Origin of the sequence: Mycolicibacter algericus DSM 45454 (assembly GCF_002086455.1) — a bacterium.
GTDB classification, from domain to species: Bacteria; Actinomycetota; Actinomycetes; order Mycobacteriales; family Mycobacteriaceae; genus Mycobacterium; species Mycobacterium algericum.
This window is the reverse complement of the sequence record NZ_MVHC01000004.1, coordinates 90,639-107,001: the sequence shown is the minus strand read 5'-3', so window position 1 is coordinate 107,001 and position 16,363 is coordinate 90,639. Positions and strand designations below refer to the sequence as shown.

General features: G+C 66.1%; 12 protein-coding genes. 6 read left to right on the top strand and 6 right to left on the bottom strand.

What is annotated here, in order from left to right:
* The first annotated feature begins 237 nt into the window (after positions 1-237).
* Together BST10_RS05525 and BST10_RS05520 are read left to right on the top strand one after the other, a co-directional pair.
* Positions 238-1,629, top strand: a complete 1,392-nt coding sequence (locus BST10_RS05525) for an LAGLIDADG family homing endonuclease (RefSeq protein WP_083036934.1) — start codon at positions 238-240, stop codon at positions 1,627-1,629.
* 599 nt (positions 1,630-2,228) lie between these two features.
* Positions 2,229-3,923, top strand: coding sequence for an SIR2 family protein (locus BST10_RS05520; protein WP_133054405.1), 1,695 nt, complete (start codon positions 2,229-2,231; stop codon positions 3,921-3,923).
* A 142-nt stretch (positions 3,924-4,065) separates the two neighbouring features.
* On the opposite strand, the gene BST10_RS05515 is transcribed toward BST10_RS05520, so the two are convergent.
* Positions 4,066-4,824: an alpha/beta fold hydrolase gene (locus tag BST10_RS05515; protein WP_264079745.1), complete on the bottom strand. Its 759-nt coding sequence runs from the start codon at positions 4,822-4,824 to the stop codon at positions 4,066-4,068.
* Between the two features lie 907 nt (positions 4,825-5,731).
* Between BST10_RS05515 and BST10_RS05510 the strand changes: the two genes are divergently transcribed.
* The gene (locus BST10_RS05510) at positions 5,732-5,989 is read left to right on the top strand and encodes a DUF3297 family protein (protein WP_013831223.1); all 258 of its coding nucleotides are present in this window, start codon (positions 5,732-5,734) and stop codon (positions 5,987-5,989) included.
* 91 nt (positions 5,990-6,080) lie between these two features.
* Here the strand turns inward: BST10_RS05510 and BST10_RS05505 are convergent, their stop codons facing one another.
* Together BST10_RS05505 and BST10_RS05500 are read right to left on the bottom strand one after the other, a co-directional pair.
* Positions 6,081-7,094 (bottom strand): CobW family GTP-binding protein, encoded by a 1,014-nt coding sequence (locus BST10_RS05505; RefSeq protein ID WP_041320433.1) that lies wholly within the window; start codon positions 7,092-7,094, stop codon positions 6,081-6,083.
* A gap of 59 nt (positions 7,095-7,153) precedes the next feature.
* Entirely contained in the window at positions 7,154-8,632 is a 1,479-nt protein-coding gene (locus tag BST10_RS05500) for a serine hydrolase domain-containing protein (protein ID WP_371869180.1), read from the bottom strand.
* 173 nt (positions 8,633-8,805) lie between these two features.
* On the opposite strand from BST10_RS05500, the gene BST10_RS05495 reads away from it, so the two are divergent.
* A complete protein-coding gene (locus BST10_RS05495; protein WP_085975795.1) occupies positions 8,806-9,696 on the top strand; it encodes an alpha/beta fold hydrolase in 891 nt (296 codons plus the stop codon).
* A gap of 144 nt (positions 9,697-9,840) precedes the next feature.
* Positions 9,841-10,968, top strand: coding sequence for a mechanosensitive ion channel family protein (locus BST10_RS05490; RefSeq protein WP_083036927.1), 1,128 nt, complete (start codon positions 9,841-9,843; stop codon positions 10,966-10,968).
* An 18-nt stretch (positions 10,969-10,986) separates the two neighbouring features.
* Here BST10_RS05490 and BST10_RS05485 read toward each other — a convergent pair whose 3' ends face one another.
* Positions 10,987-11,991 (bottom strand): PE-PPE domain-containing protein, encoded by a 1,005-nt coding sequence (locus tag BST10_RS05485; RefSeq protein WP_235673663.1) that lies wholly within the window; start codon positions 11,989-11,991, stop codon positions 10,987-10,989.
* Positions 11,992-12,235: 244 nt separating this feature from the next.
* Here BST10_RS05485 and BST10_RS05480 point away from each other — a divergent pair, with 244 nt between their 5' ends.
* Positions 12,236-13,216, top strand: a complete 981-nt coding sequence (locus tag BST10_RS05480) for a PE-PPE domain-containing protein (protein WP_013831217.1) — start codon at positions 12,236-12,238, stop codon at positions 13,214-13,216.
* A 31-nt stretch (positions 13,217-13,247) separates the two neighbouring features.
* On the opposite strand, the gene BST10_RS05475 is transcribed toward BST10_RS05480, so the two are convergent.
* Together BST10_RS05475 and BST10_RS05470 are read right to left on the bottom strand one after the other, a co-directional pair.
* Entirely contained in the window at positions 13,248-14,747 is a 1,500-nt protein-coding gene (locus BST10_RS05475; protein WP_083036923.1) for a bifunctional phosphatase PAP2/diacylglycerol kinase family protein, read from the bottom strand.
* A 126-nt stretch (positions 14,748-14,873) separates the two neighbouring features.
* Entirely contained in the window at positions 14,874-16,316 is a 1,443-nt protein-coding gene (locus BST10_RS05470; RefSeq protein WP_083036920.1) for an alkaline phosphatase family protein, read from the bottom strand.
* Between the last annotated feature and the right edge of the window lie 47 nt (positions 16,317-16,363).

Here is a 16,363-nt window from a genome sequence, read left to right as displayed (position 1 = left end):
CAACCGCCGTACACTACGCACCCGACGCATCTACAGCGAGCTTCGTCGGCGAGCTTGGGCTCGTCGCCTGAAGAAGTGACACAACCTTGAGACAAACCCAGATGACGCCGCGTGAGACAACCTTCATCGCCGCAGTCCACAAGGTCTCAAAATGACACGCGGCCTGAGACCCTACACCAGTACAACCCGGGCATTATTCGTTGTCTTGATGTCGGTGGGCGTCGATAAGTTGTTGGCATGTCGGCAGATAACGACCCACAGACCGCACTGAGTGCGCAAGGCGTAGTGCCCGCGACATCGCATTCTCGGGTTGTTCGGGCAGACAATGGCTCCGAGATTTCACTATCTGAACTGATGGAGACCCGTGGCATACCGCTGCTGTGGTCGATAGACGACCGCAACCGTCTGGTTCACCGGAAAGCGACGGGCCACGTCGAAAAGAAGAGCCGGGAGATGCTCCGGCTTGAGTTGGCATCGGGCCGGCGGTTGGAGCTCGCTTCAGACCAGCAGCTCCTCAAGCTCGAGGGCTGGGCGCCGGTGGCGGAGTTGGTAAAAGGCAGCCGGATTGGTGTTTTGCGGCGACTGGGCACTCCTGTTGACCCTCAGCCGATGGATGACTCGGAGGTGATCCTATTGGCGCACATGATCGGTGACGGATCGTGCGTGCGGCGCCAACCGATCCGTTACGCGTCGGTCGACGAGGCGAATCTTGCGGCGGTGACTGCGGCCGCCGCCCACTTCGGTGTGACACCGATCCGTGACGATTATCCAGCGGCGCGCGTCACTACGCTACGGCTACCGGCCCCGTATCGATTGGCCCGTGGTAAGCGGAACCCCATTGCTGAATGGCTGGATCGCCTCGGCCAGTTCGGGCTACGAAGCTACGACAAGTACATCCCCGATGCCGTTTTCGCACTACCGAGCGAGCAGGTGAGCTTGTTCTTGCGGCACTTGTGGGCCACCGATGGTTCGGTGCGTTGGGACACGAAGACGGCGCAGGGGAGGGTCTACTATGCCTCGACCAGTCGCCAGCTCATCGATGGCGTGGTGAATTTGCTTCTCCGGGTGGGCGTGCAGGCCAGGGTCACGCGGACGAGAAAAGCCGGCTACCGCGATTGCTGGTTTCTGTCGATCGATCGAGCGGCCAATCAAGTCAAGTTCCTCAACGAAGTTGGTGTGCATGGCGCGCGCGGCGTTGCGGCCAAGGAAGTCGTAGCCCAACTGGCAGGCCGGGCCCGGAGACCAGGCACTGATACGATCCCCGTCGAGGTGTGGGATCACGTGAAAACACTCATGGCAGAACGAAACTGGTCCGACAAGGACTTCGCTCTGGCGACCAACACCAGGCTCGACGGCCCGCGCATGTGGACACACTGTCCCGGTCGAACGCGGCTACATCGCCTGTCGAATGTGTTGGCGAGCCCCCTGCTTCACGATCTCGCGACTAACGACATCTATTGGGACAAGGTTGTCAGCATTGCGAGAATTGGCCGCTGTGACGCCCTTAGCTGGATGTTCGGAGGCGACCATCCGGTGGTGGTCGGAGGGGTACCCGTGCGGGACCCAGGTAATCAGACGGCCCAGGCCCCGGCAGCTGCTGCCGCTCGCGCGTTGCAGTCATCCGCCTGAAAGCGATGGACGTGGACGCAGCAGATGTCCTACAGCTGCCTTCGCAGGAGCCCAGGCCATCGCCGCCCCCTGTTGTTGCTTTCTTTGTCGACAACAATCGCACGGCTGACGCCTGTCGCCCCCACCGCGCATACTCCCGCCATGCCGACGGGTTCCCCAGACCGAGGGTCTTGCCACCGATCCGACGTGATCGAGCCAGGCGGCCCAACGATTGCCTAAGGTCTGTAGACGCAACTATCGACGCGTTGGTCGAGGCCGCGGCCTCGGCGGGCAACGTTGAGGTGGTGCCGGCTTCGTTCTCGTGGCACGACGTCGACACGTGGTCGACCGTCGCCGAACTTCGGGGCGGCCGTCTCGCGGACGACGTTGCGACGCTGAACTACTCAACGCTGTTCATCCATCGTCCCCGACAAGTCCCCACCGACGCTACGCTGTGGTCGGACTTGACGACCTCATCATTGTCGAAGGTGATTACGTCACGCTCATTACCGACCGCGGTCACGCACCACTGGTCAAGCATCTCGTCAACGACCTGCCCCACCGGGGATGGGAGGACCCGCTATGAATGCTGCGCGGCGCGACCGCCCCAGTACCCAGCGATGACCGGGCTGCCCCTGAGGCCCATTGCCGAGCTGACCGCGGCGGTGTCCGGCCACGGCCGGTCGGTGGTGGTGCTGACCGGCGCGGGGATCTCCATGCCCGAACCGAGCCGCCTGCCAGGTGCGTGGGCGTGGAAAACAGAGCTGCTGAAGGCGCTCGCCGCCAGGTCCGACCTCGGATTCGACGGATTAGGCCGGTCGGATCTGCGCCAGCACTTGGACGACCTCGCACATCTCGGCGAGACCACCGACATCAAGCTGGAGGCCACGCTGCAGGCGATCGACGATGCCCAGCCCGCACTGGCGCAGCAGCTCGTCGAGTGCGTGATTCACGGCGTACCACCTAACGCCATCCATGAGTATCTCGCCCGCGCCGTCATCTCGGGCGCGGTGCGCACCGTCGTGACCCCCAACTTCGACGAGCTCATCGAAGATGCCGCAGCGGTGTACGGTTCCCCACTCACGCAATGGGTCACTGGCGAGCCACCCCGCCTCGCGCACGTGCTGCACGTCCATGGAACCGCGACCGCAGTGCGCTCGTTGCGGCACACGCTGAACCGCTTCGAGTTGCGGCTGCCGACCGACGAACATCGGCTCGTCGCCGACGTACTGCGCGACGAGGTCGTCGCGCTCGGCTGGTCAGCAACCGATCCCGACATCCTTTCGGCTCTGGCCGAGGGGTCAGGCCCGGTGCGAGTACTGCTCGCGGGCCACGACCCGGCTCCGGAAACGGCCCAGACCCTCGAAGCCCTGGCGCGGCGACGGCCGGTGATCCTGTACCCAGGAGGGTTTGACGCGGCATTCGGCCGGCAACGCTGGCCCAGCCACAGCCGCGAGCAGGACGTCACACCCTCCGGCGTCACGCCGACGCAGAGCGTAATCGATCGATTGAGTGTCCCGCACGCCCGCACCGCGATCGCCCATCTGAGCTTTCGGCACCAGCTCAGGGCTCCCCAGGATCAGGTGGTGCTCGACGCGTGGGCCAGTAGGATAAGGCGCGACGATCCGCACGATGTCCTTGCGTTTCGACGGGCGATGGTCGAACAGCGACAGGCCTCCCGAAAAGTACTGAACGCGGCGCTGATTCAGGCGGCGATCTGCATCATGACCGCTGACCCGCACGACCTCTCGACGCTTGGCGACGTCATCGAGAGAATCGGAGGCGGGCTAAATCCCTTCAAGCGGGTGATCGGCCTGCCCTTCCACGTGACGGCGGTCATGCTGATGGCCAGACGAGGGCGCGTCGATCCGTTCGCCCGTGCGCGCCTGGCCCGCGCTTTGGACGGACTCGGACTAGTCCGGCCCGCCAAGGTGCAGCTGCAGCGTGCATTCGCCTCCCTGGATGCCGACGCGAGTGACATTTGGGTGCGAGGACACCTACATCGGCTGCTCGCCGCGGTCAAAGTCCGGCTAGATTCCACGTGCGACTGGCAATCGGATATCGCGACGGCCCTGGAATTGTTCCGATTCGATAATCGGTCCCTTGAGATGGGCAACGTCTATCGTACCGAAGCGATGTGCCACGTCGTGTCGGGTCGGCTGGGGTGGCGCGCAGATGCAGCGCACAGCCTGGCCATGGCTGAGCACCACTACCGTATCGCCGCGGACGCCTCGGCGTTTGGACTCCTGCGCCTGCAACGCCGCATCATCCGCTTGCCCCTAGCGCTGGCCAGACTGGTGTCCCGGCTCGCATGAGCGCAGCGCACCCCACGCCCTGGAAGTGGGTGCTCTCGGGGCTGCGGGAGCGCCGATCCGGACCGCGACGACGCCGGTTCGCACGGCGGCTCAGCCGCCGTGCTGATAAGCCGCGACATCCCGGGTCGGCCCGTGCGTGCAGTTAAAGGCAACTGCTGCTTCCGATGGTGAACTGGCGGATGCAATCGTTCACCTCGCCAGCCATCTCGGCTGGCAAAGCGTGCGAAGCATTCGGCCACAAGCGGTATCGCCAGCGCGGTACCACTGATTGGATCCGGTGAACCGCCTTACCCGACGCGTGTATTAAGTCGCCCGCCAGAAGGACCTGGACGGGAAGCTGCACGGAGCGCAGCAGATGGCTCCCCGAGAAACGAAGTGGCGGTGTGCGCACGGGCGTTGCAAAGGCAGTGAATCCAGCGACAAACAAACCGGTGAGCATGTCGATGGAGCTGCCCGGTGCGGGGTCGCCGGTCACCCATTCTGCGGCGCGCCTGGCGCGGGCTGACTGTGGACATGTCAGCAGGAGCGCAAGACTTCGCCAGAACTTTGCCGAGAGCCGTGTCACTGTGCTGGCTGGATCGATAAGTGTCAACGTAGCCAACCGATTTGGCGTAAGGGCCGCGGTATGAGTAGCGAGCCAGCCACCACACGAATGAGCGACTAGGTGTACACCGTGCAGACCCAGCCCGGCCAGGACTTCGTCGATGCAGCACGCGCTGTGCGCCGGAGTGGGCATGGGTTTCGACTGGAGGCTTGCTCCGGGCTGGCCCAACATATCCACGGCGTAGAGAGTGAAACTGTCTGCCAAGCCGCCTATCTGCGCCCACCACATGGACGAGGTGAGGAAGAAGCCGTGTATCAGGACGACGGGGACGCCCCGGTCGGGTCCATGCTGGTACACCCGAACGACACCGAACTCCGTTGGGACATCGTGAACGACGTCAGGTAGGGGGCTCAGTGTCCGCACCCCGTCATAAGTTGCCAGATAGTGCCGCCGTGCAGCTGCGTTCTTGAAGCCACCGTCAGCCGAGCCGAACAATGCCCACCTCCAGCCGCAACGAGCGCGTAATCAACGAGGCCACGGTAGGCGGGCTTGCGGATGTCGGCCAATCAGAACGGGGAGGATCAGCGGCATCCGAAGCGCTCCTTCATGCCGCCCAAGTCTTGAGAGACTGCAAGTTCCACGGAACTCGTCCAAACCCGCTGCGGTTCCCCGACATCACCCAATACCGCACCCGAGAGGGGTGAATGTGGTGCTGCACGGTGCTCGATGCGTTCAGCCGCAGGATCGTGGCGTGGTCGATCGACTCGCAGGCGGACCCGACGCTCGTGGTGAACGCGTAAGACGTGGCTAACCCTAACCGCCGGCCTAAGGGATTTCCCGTTTTGTGAGCGCAGCCTCACCCGCGAGACGGATAGACCCACGAACGATCCTGTTTTGGTCGGGTGCCCGGCTGCTGGCACACCGTTCGGTGGAAAGTAGGTGGTGACCATTGCTCCAGTTATGTTGCGGCACAGTCAATTTGCTTAGGAGCGGCAGGGTCCGACGTTGCGAGGATCACCGCCGCAGTATCCGCGCCGCTGGTCCGGGCCGCCGTGTGGGCGTGCTCACCGGTTGGGACGAGGGGTGCCCGCGGCGGGGTATACGGAGGCGAAGTGACAGCCGACTAGCTATCTTGGTGTTATGTCGCGAATGGGCCCGATGCGCGGCCGCCACCGGCCCGCGCGCACCCCTGCTACTGCTGAGTCGCGTAGATTCTTTGAGAATCAAACCCAATCAGCTAACGCAGCATTCAACGGAAGTCACCATGCCCGAGGACCAAAGCACAGACGTTCCACCCAACCAGCTCTCCATCGATCCGCGCAGCGCCTTCTATGACGAAGAGGTGCTGCGCCGCGACGTGGGTATTCGCTTCAATGGGGTCGAGAAGACCAATATTCACGAGTACAACGTGGCCGAGGGCTGGGTGCGCCTCGAAGTCCCAACCGCGAAGGATCGCCGCGGAAATCCTATGATCGTCAAGCTCAACGGCACGGTTGAACCCTATTTCCGGGAACCAAAATAGCGGACTTCCCCAGGGTACTGGCGCGATCAGGGCACACGTTGCCGATGGGCGTCGGTCGCACAGCACAGCAGCCCACGTCGGAGCGTGAGACCTAGATGCTGTAGCGCCGCAGCCGCTGTAACCGCCGCATCCCGGAAGCGGCCACTTTCCCCGAACACGGGCGTAAAGCCTCCGCCATCCGCGCGCGGACATCCTCGGTGTCGAGGTGTGTGCCAATCGCGACGAGGTGGCTGGCTCCGGCGGCCACCGGGGCGGTCATCACGTGCACAGACGTCCCGACCACATTAAAGAGATAGTGGCGCTTGCCGATCGCGACGGTGCCCTTCATCCGGTAGACGCCACGAGGTGGCTGCTCGAGCAGGTCGATGAGTGGTCCCGGGTCAACGGCGCCGTCGCCGACGACGGTGACCGACGTCGCGTGCATGTGGTCGTGGTGCTCATCGTGGGCGCCGAGGGCCTCGTCGAGGAGCAGCTCCCGAAACGACATCTGTCCGGACGCATCGCCGTCGCTGACGTCGTAGAGCAGCCGGGGATCCACACGCCCGGCCACCGCACCCACCACGTGAGCGTGGGGATTAAGTTCGCGTACCCGGGCTTCAACCCGACCAAGGGCCTCGACGCGGGACTCCTCGGCGATCCGATCCAACTTGTTGACCACGACCAGGGAGGCCACCCCGTAGCGCTGCGGCGGGGCCGACCGGGTATCGACGGTGTCGAAGTGTTCCGCTGCATCGATGACGTCGACAACACCGCCGTGGCGTATCCGCTCCACTCCACTGAACCGAATCACCCGCGAGACGTCCGCGGGTTCGGCAACCCCACTGGCCTCGATGATGATCGCGTCGAGCGCGAGCTTCGGGTCGGCCAGCTTCTCCAGCGCGTCGTCCAGCCCGCCCTCATCGGGCAGATGGCAGATGCACCCGCCGGCGATGGATACCGGTTCGTCGACCTGGCCGGTGACTAGGCCGGCGTCGACATTGAGTTCGCCGAAGTCGTTGATAACGACGCCGATTCGTGCACCCGGCGCTCGCAGCACATGGTTGAGCAGCGTGGTCTTGCCCGCCCCGAGATAACCGGTCAGCGCGATGACGGGGATAGCAGGCAGGTTGCGGTCAGCCACCCGGCCATTATCGGTGGCGCCGCCACGGGGTGGCAGCCGGCCCGTCAGCTGCCGTACAGATGCAGCGCCCGGGCGGTCACGGTGGCCACGTCGCCGCTGAGCCCTGCGATCGGCGGACCGCCGCGCTGATGGATCACGTTGGCGAGCACTAGCACGTAAGTGTCCGACCCGGGGTCGATCCACAGCGTCACGCCGGTGAATCCGGTGTGCCCGAAGCTGCCGATCGGAAAGAGCATGCCGCGCGGCCGGGAGTGCGGCGTATCGATGTCCCAGCCGAGACCACGCAGCTCCTGACCGCTGATCGCCGGATAGTTCACGGCGAGCAGGGGATCGGCGCTATTGGTCGACATTGCATTCGCCTGTTGCGCCGCGGCGTTCGCGGCCACCAGCTGGGTGGCGTCGTGCCCGGGTTGCTGGGGTGTGGTCATCACTTCCAGGGTCGATTTCTGTAGCGGAAACGGGCTCGAGCGCCCGGCGAGCCGATCGAGTAGCGCCTGGTCGTACCTGCCGATGTCCCCGGCGGTGGAGAACACTCCGGCGCTGCCGGCCACCCCGCCCATGCGGCGGGCCGTCGGGTCCTGCACGGTGCCACGTAGCAGTTGGTCGTAGGCGGGGTTGATCCCTGGCGTGTCTTCGTCATGCGCCGTCGGCGCGATGCGCGCCAACAGGCCGGTGCTCCAGCTACCCGCTGAGCAGTCGCCGCCGTGAGATGCGCTCGCGTCGAAAACGATGGCCGTACCGCGGATCTGATGTGGACCACAGGCTGTGGAAGCGGGCAGATAGCGGGTGTCGGTCATGCCCAGCGGCGCAAAGATGTTGTCCTGTACGTAGGTGTCCAACGATTGGCCGCTCATCGTCTCGACCAGCGCGCCCAGAATGATGAAACCGATGTCCGAGTAGTGGAACATCTCGCCGGGCCCGAATTCCAGCGGTGCGGTCAGTGCCCGATGCACGCCACCGGATTTGTCGGGATCGGTCAGGCCCCACGGGCCCTGGTGGCTTAAGTCGCCTCCGATGCCCGAGGTGTGGGTGAGCAGCATCCGTAGCGTCACCTGGGCGCGCCGGGGGTCGTTGGTCTCGTAGAACTCGGGCAGGTACGTCTGGACGGGTTCGTCGATCCGGACCCGGCCCTGTTCGTAGAGCTGCAGGACGGCGACGGCCGTGGCGAGGCACTTCGTCAACGACGCGATGTCGAAGATCGTGTCCTCGGTCATCGGCTCGGCGGGGGAGGGGGCGCCGTCGAGACCGGGTTCGTCCGTGAGTTTGCGCGCCCCGAACGCCTGACTGAAGACGGTCGTGCCGGCGTGCCCGATCCGGACCACCGCACCCGGCAGCCGGGGTACCGCAATTGCTTCGTTCATCAGCTGGGAGACCGAAGCGACCAACTCATCGCGAGGTGTGTAGGGGGCGTCGTCACGAGGGATGACCGGCACGGTGGTCGACGGAGTACTGGCCAGCGGCGGTTGACGCACCGCGTGACCGCAGGACGGGGTCGCGGCAAGCGCGAGCGCGATGCTTGCCACCGCGCAAGCCCGCCTGATATGCGATGGCGACACGGTCACAGCATCGACGGTAGCGACGTGAACCAGCACCAGCTGGAGGATGGCTGCATACCGGATCCTCTCGTTACCCTCGATATGTGCCGGAGCCAACGAACACCCCGCCCGCTCGAAGTGACGCCAGTCCGCCAAACCCCATCGTTCTCGATGTCGAGGGCTCCGGTGTGCAGCCCCCGGTGGCCACCAAGGTGCGTCGGGCGTTCTGGCTACTGGAGCGACTCGCGCCCGGTATCGGGTCGCGGTGGGCGGTCGAACTGTGGTGCACCCCCCCGATCATCGAGTCCAGCCTGCGGATGCCGCCCGGCGTCAAGCCCGGCGAGCCACTGGAGGCGTACTGGAACGGGCACCGGATCGTCGGCGAGGCCTGGGGCGAGGGGCCACCGGTCTACCTGGTGCACGGCTGGGGCGGGCGGCGCCCGCACCTCGGCATGTTCATCAAACCGCTGGTCGAGTCCGGGCACCGCGTGATCGCGTTCGACCTGCCCAGCCACAACGAGTCCGATCCGGGCGTCCTCGCCCCCGGCCGCACTACCGCCATCGAGTGCGCCGAAGCGGTCGCCGCCATGATCCGAACGCACGGGCCGGCCCGCGCGGTCGTCGCCCACTCGCTGGGGTCCAATGCGACCGCCTTCGCGGCGTCATGGGGCACGACGGTCGGGCGGTTGGTGTTCCTCGCGCCGATGGGCGAGTTCCCGATCTACCTGGATCTGTTCGCCGCGCGCCACGGCTTCGGCCGGCGGATACGCGCCGGCCTGCACCGGCGTCTGGAACGCCGTATCGGCATGTCGCTGGAGGACACCAACATGGTCCGGATCGCCGAGAAGACCGACTACCCGCCGCTGCTACTGATCCATGACCCCGACGACCCCGAGACGCCCTATGTGACGAGTGAAAAGATCGTCGCGTCCTGGCCGGGGGCACGGTTGATGACGACGCAGGGGCTCGGCCGGCTGGCGCATTTCCGGATCCTGCGGCATCGCCCCGCGATTCGCGCGGGCGTCGAATTCATCGGCTCTGCAAGTGTTTAACAGGTCTAGCCATAGGGAACGAGGAGGCGACTGCGTCTTGGGCCTGGGGAGAGCCTCAACCGCTTAAGCAGCATCGGCGCAGCAACGGCGATCACGCCTGGACTCGCGGCCGATCCGAATCCGACCGAAAGAGGTGATATGGCTATGCCAGACGAACTCGATCGAGGTTCCGCGATCCACCTTGCTGCCACCGCGGCGTGGCTGGCGGGTGCGGTAGCCGGGGCCTGGGCGCTGGGTTGGGCGCTGTATTGGCTGCTGCAGCGCGTCAGCCGGCGTAGCGGCCTCGTCACCGACTTCGCGGCTTTGACCCGAATGCCGGTTCGGGTGATCCTGATGGTGATCGCCGCGCGCATCGCCTTCGAGGCCACCGTCCCGGCATCGGTACCGGCCCGTGGCTGGATCGATCACCTGTTCCGCATCTTGATGATTGCCGCCATGACGTGGCTGTTTGCCGCGTTGACGCTGCTGGCGGAGCGGCGCGCCATCGCCCGCTTCGTGGGCGGTGGATTGCAGGTAAGCGACGCCGATCGGCTGCAGCGGCGGGTCAAGACGCAGATCACCACGCTGCGGCGGCTCGCGGTCGCCGTCGTCGTCGTGCTCGGCGCGGCCGCGGCGCTGATGACCTTTCCGTCCTTCACCCAGATCGGCACGACGATGTTCGCGTCGGCCGGGATCCTCTCGGTGGTCGCCGGCCTGGCCGCGCAGACCTCACTGGGCTCGGTGTTCGCCGGCATGCAGATCTCGTTTTCCGACGCCGTCCGGGTCGGCGACGTCGTCGTGCTCGAAGGCGAGTGGGGCCGCATCGAGGAGATCACGTTGACCTATGTCGTGGTCCAGATCTGGGATGAGCGACGCATGATCCTTCCCACCACGTACTTCACCAAGACTCCCTTCGAGAACTGGACCCGCCGAACGACGGAGTTGCTCGGCACCGTGCAACTCGACGTCGACCTCACGGCACCGGTCGATGCGATGCGCGCCGAGTTGAACCGACTGCTCGCAGCGAGCGACTTGTGGGATGGTCGATCCAGCGGGCTGGTGGTCACCGACGCCGTCGACGGCTACCTGCGCGTGCGGATCACGGTGAGCGCGGCCGATTCCGGTGCGCTGTTCAACCTCAGATGCGCGGTTCGTGAGGGGATGGTCGAGTGGCTGCAACGCACGTACCCCGAGGCTTTGCCGCGCTGGCGCGTCGAGCAACCGCCGGCAAGTGTCCGGAACGGCGATTCCGGTCTGGGCAGTGACACGAAGACTCCGGCCTACGCACAGTAGCCCGTCGACCGAGACGCGTTACGGCTCTACTGGGAACCAGAAGTCGAGGGTGTCCTCGACCCCACCCCAGTCGATGCCCAGCCAGTCGCCGAAGAAGTCCTCGATGTTGCCGAACGCGCTGTAGAAGAACGCCACGACCGAGTAGAAGATGCCTTCCCACCAGCCGCTGTCGATCAGGCCGTGGCTCCAGGCGTTGAGCCAGGCGTCGAACTGGTCGAAATCGCCGGAGATGTCGATGTCGGTGATCATGCCGTCGGTGGTGGCGATGTGGTTGGCCACCTGGTCGGGGGTGAGCCCCAGGTACATCATGTGTTCGTAGAACAACCCCAACGCCGAGGTGGAGGCTGGGTCGGTGACCGGATCGCCGGGGATCGTGTAGTCGGTGACCGTGAACCAGTCGTTCGGGGTCTGCACGCCAGACAGCAGACCCGTGTCGAAAAGGTCGGACGAGGAGGCCCCGCCCATATCCGTCGACGCGGTGTCCGCACCGACCGGGTTGCCGATGAACACGAAGTGCACCAGCTCCGGGTCGATGCCGTCGTGGGCCAGCTGCGCCATCGCGATCGAACCGGCCGTGGCGCCCTGCGACCAGCCGAACACCCACAGCGGGTTGTCGGCGTCGTAGGCGTCCGGATTCGCGTCGAGCTCGGCGTGCACCGCCCGAACGATCTCGGCGGCCCCGACGAAGCTGCTGTGGCCCTGCTGGATGAGGGCAGGGGTGGACAGGACCCGTAGCGGCGCGTCACAGTCGCCGATGCCGACCACACACGAGGTCGGATCATCACCGGCGTCGAACCCCAGCGGCTGCAGGAACAGATCCGCCGCGGTCTGGGTGAATGTCGGCGACGGGGTGGACAAGGTGGTGGGGCCGACGAAGAACGCGGTGCCGGCCAGCAGGTTGATGTCGGCATGCGCGGCGTAGGCCGGCGGGCCGGCGAGCAACCCGCCTGCCACGGTGCCGGCGATCGCGATCGGCGCGAAGGCCTTGGTCAGCATCACTGGTCGCTCCCGTTCGCTCGTCATCGGAGTCACGCTTCGCGCCGCCGCTGCCGCGAGAACTGAAAATCCCACGAGTAAACGAAAAGCGTCGGCTGAGGGCGATCATGGCAAGGGCGCCGCAGCGAAGTCAATGCGGTGTTGCCACGGATGTGCCGGTCACCGGGCGCCGAACCGGTCGCGTCGTCGTTGACTCTCGTGAGACAAGAATGCGATTATCAGCGCTTCATGCTCTTTGGCCGGCCGCTACATAAACCTTAGGTGTGTCGCAATGAACGTAACCAAAGCTTTCGCTCCGATCGCCGTCGCGAGCGCGATCGCCGCCGGCGTGGTGGGAACCCCGGTCGTCCAGACGACGCTCGCGCGGGTGACGCTGCTGTCCGACACCGCCATTTTCGTCGGCGGCACCATGTTGTCCACCCCGTCGGCGACGTTCGCCCAGACCGCGGCGGATCTGTTCCTGCAGCCGCTGGGCTTCGACGCCGGCGACGATCCGACGGTGTGCGTCATCGGTGCCGGCGGCTGTGATGCGCCGCTGCAGGTGCTGACCACCCCGCAACTCATCCTGCAGGGCCACAGCAGCTTCGTCGGGGCCGCCGAGATCGTTCGCGCGGTGCACGCCGAGCTCGACGCCAACCCGGACGCCTACGACGCCGACAACCCGCTGTGGGTGTTCGGCTACTCGCAGGGCGCCACGGCCGCCTCGATCGCCATGACGCAGCTGGCCCACGACGGCATCGACCCGCAGTTGCTGCACTTCGTATTCATCGGTGACCCCTCCGATGCGAGCGGCACCTGGCCGGGCAACGAGAGCGACACGCTGTGGGACCGGCTTTTCGACATGCCGATCCTGAACGGCAACCAGACCCCGAACGACGCGTTCGCGGCAACCATCTACACCTTCCCGGGTGACCCGGTCGCCGACGCGAGTTCCAGTTCGATACTCGGCTTGTTCTACGAGCACGTCATGTACCTGGGGCTCACCCCGGAGCAGGTCGCCGACCACACGGCCATCGCCGACGGTCTGATCACCAACATCGACATATCCGGTGACATCGACCAGTTCAGCGCCTGGCTCGCCGCGTTCGGCAACGGCCTGCTCGACAGCGCCTCGTTGGAAGCCTTCTTCAATTCGCTGGTGGCCTTGGTCTACAACGCCTTCGGCAACATCGAGGGTTTCTTCACCGACTGGATGGGCATCGACTGGGCCGGCGTCGAGGACACCCTCGACGCCTGGTTCCCGATGGTCTGATCAACCGTTCACGGATTGGCCGGCCGCCTGCTCACCGCGGGCTCGGCGGCAGCGGCCGAAAAACCTGCAGCGCGCGGTAGCAAACACTGAATTCGGCTTCTGAACAAGGGCTGTCGACTTCGCCGTCGCGGGCGATCGGCACCGGGCCGTCGGGGGCGGTGAACCGGAAGCGGGGAACCCGCAGCTCGTGGTAGAGCCGGCTGCGCTGCAGCCGCCCGGTCAGCAGGGCCGCGACGATCCGCAGCGTGGACCACGGCCGACCGACCTCGAGGATCCGCACGTCCAACAGCCCGTCGTCCATCCGGTGCCGGACGGCCGGAGCGAAGCCGGCCGGCAGATACACCGAGTTGCCGAGGAAGAACAGCGACGTCTGCAGCGTCTTGTCGTCGTAGGCGATGCGCACCGGCTGTTCGCGACGCAATGTCAACAGCATCGCGTAAGCACTAGCCAATGGTTTGCCGACCTTGTGCTGCAACCGTTCTCGCCGGCGCACGAACGCCGGATAGGCGCCGATGCTGGCGGTGTTGACCACGGTCGCCGCATCGTTGAACCGCACCACGTCGACGCGAGACAGGTCGCCGTCGGCCACGGCCGCAACGGTTTTGGCGGTGGTGTCGCAGCCGATGTCCTTGGCGAAGTGGTTCAACGTGCCGCCCGGGAAGACCGCCAGCGGCAGGTCGCGTTCCACCGCCACCCCGGCCGCCGCGGCCACCGACCCGTCGCCGCCGGCGATCGCCAGCACCTCGGCGGAATCGGCCGCGCGCCGTAACGCCTCGGTCACGTCGTCGTCCGGGCCGAGTTCGATCACCGTGACCGCCGGCAGCGCCCCGCGCACCTGCTCGGCGACCTCGCCCGCCCGTCCGCCGCCGGAGCGGGGGTTGACCACCAAGGTCACGCCGGCGCCGTCGGGACGCGCGGGACAGCGCACCCGCAGCGCGTCGGCGTGTGGCGGGGGCGGCGACGTGATCGGCGGCACCAGTTGCGCGCCGAGCACCGAGATCGCCGCGCCGATGCCCAGGCCGGCGAGCACGTCACCGGGATAGTGGGCGCCGGTGGCGATCCGGGACAGGCCGACCAGGCCGGCCAACCCGGCGATGGGCAGACCCAGCAGCGGACTCTCCAGCCCGACCCCGGTGGCGAACGCCGCCGCACTCGCGGCGTGGCCTGACGGCAGCGAGTTCGACCGCGGCAGCCGATGGGCGCGGCGCAGCAGCGGGACCAGCATCACGTTGGGGCGCGCGCGGGGCCGGATCCGCTTGACCAGCTGGTTGGTCACCAGACTGGTGATCGCCAGGCTGGCCACCCCGCGCGCGGCGGCGCGCCGGACAGTCGGCCGGCCGGTCGCCGACATGACCGCGGCGAGCGCCAGCCACAGTTTCGAGTGGTCGGCGGCGCGGGTCAGCGCCGGCATAGTGGCGTCCAGGAGCCGGCTCGGCGAGTGCGCGATCGCCTCGAACACCTCGGCGTCGAGTTCGCCGAGGCCTTCGGTGATCCGGTGAAGCCCGGAACGTCGCCGTCGAAGCGGCATCATCGGTCGTCGACCACGGCAGTGATTCCTCCGTCCACCGGCGCCGCTGCGGGCGCCGTACCGCAGCCCTATACCCGTTTGGCGATGGCGAAACGCACCATCCGGCCGCCGCGAGAGCGTGGTGAGAAATCAGTCCAGCAGTGCGCTGAAGTCGAGTAGCGACGCCAGGTCGAAGCTGCCCTCGTCGGGGCTGAGCCAGCTGTGGTCGGACAACAGGGTGTCGAACAGCGAGGCCTCGGAACCGCCCGGCGGTGGCGGCAGTGGCGGGTCGGTCGGCGCGATGACTCCCGAGCCGGTCAGGTAGGCGACTCCGCGTGCCAACGTGTCGGTCACGTCCACTACCGCACCGCCGACGAAGTTGTTGACCTGCTGGAGGAACTCGGCCAGACCGCTGATCAGGAAGATGTCCTGGTCGACGATCGACTGCAGGAATTTGTCGATCTCGGTGACGGCCAGGTTGATCCCGTAGGGGATGCTCGTCACCACCGTGCGGATGCCCAGCATGATGTCGTTGCCGATGTTCGGGTAGCCGTACATCGCGATCGCGTCGGACAGCGACTGCTTGAGATCGGTGGGCGTGACGATGCTGTCCAGGATGGCCGGGTCGGTGCTCATCGGGGAGCCGTCGAAGTCGGAGCGCAGCGGCACGCCGAGGAGTTGCAGGATCGTGGGGGTGATGTCGGCGATGGAGTAATTCAGGTTCTGGCTGCCGTCGGTCGCGTCGTGGCCCGCTTGATCGAAGATGACGAACTGCGATGTCTCGTTGGGCGACTGAAAGCCGTGCCCGAAGCCCAGCGACTGCTGGTGACCGTGGTCGGTGGTGATGATGATCGACCAGTTGTCGCCGGTCTCCTGCCTGGCCTGCTCGACCGCGGCCAGGATCTGCTGGATGTTGGCCCCGACGTTCATGACGGCCTGCGCATACTCTTGCGACCCGCCGCCGAACGAGTGTCCGGCCTCGTCGACCTGCACCTGATAGGAGAACAGGAAGGTGTCGATGTCCGGGTTGGTGGTGGTCGCCAGGATCTGGGAGATGGTCGCCGCGGTGACCGCGGCGTCGGTGTCGGCCCAGCTGTCCTGGAACGGGATGAACAGGTTGTTGTCGGCGCCGTAGCCGCCCGCCGCGCCGATGTCGTTGATGTAGTCCCAGTCCGCGATCACCGAGGTCTCGATATCCGGGTTGTGGTATTCGAGCAGGTTGAACACCGTCGGCCACTGGTCATACGGCTCGGGCCGGAACAGGTTGTTGACCACCCCGTGTTTGTCGTCCCACACGCCGGTGAGGATCGTCGACCATGACGGGCCGGAGATCGTGGTGTGGTTGACCTCGCTAGTGGCTCCGGTGATGCCCTGGTCCATCGCCGTCTTGAAGCCGCTGTCGTCGCCGTAGGCGTATTCCAGGATCTTTGAGAGGTTGGTGCCGTCGGTGCCGATCAGCAGCACGTGCTCGGCGGCGAGCAGCCAGTCTGCGGTCAGCGCCGACAGTCCCGACGGCACCCCGACGGCCGCCCCGGTCCCGGCGACCATGCCGGCGACGGTCGCACCACACAGGAACTTCTTGATTGTCGTCACGATCGTGTCCCTCGTCGAAGTTGCGCGGGCCGGCAGGCCAGTTGGGC

Bases quoted from the DNA above. Each gene is read 5' to 3' on its own strand.
- BST10_RS05525 (WP_083036934.1), top strand. From the start codon at position 238: ATGTCGGCAGATAACGACCCACAGACCGCACTGAGTGCGCAAGGCGTA.
- BST10_RS05520 (WP_133054405.1), top strand. From the start codon at position 2,229: ATGACCGGGCTGCCCCTGAGGCCCATTGCCGAGCTGACCGCGGCGGTG.
- BST10_RS05510 (WP_013831223.1), top strand. From the start codon at position 5,732: ATGCCCGAGGACCAAAGCACAGACGTTCCACCCAACCAGCTCTCCATC.
- BST10_RS05490 (WP_083036927.1), top strand. From the start codon at position 9,841: ATGCCAGACGAACTCGATCGAGGTTCCGCGATCCACCTTGCTGCCACC.
- BST10_RS05485 (WP_235673663.1), bottom strand. From the start codon at position 11,991: ATGACGAGCGAACGGGAGCGACCAGTGATGCTGACCAAGGCCTTCGCG.
- BST10_RS05480 (WP_013831217.1), top strand. From the start codon at position 12,236: ATGAACGTAACCAAAGCTTTCGCTCCGATCGCCGTCGCGAGCGCGATC.
- BST10_RS05475 (WP_083036923.1), bottom strand. From the start codon at position 14,747: ATGATGCCGCTTCGACGGCGACGTTCCGGGCTTCACCGGATCACCGAA.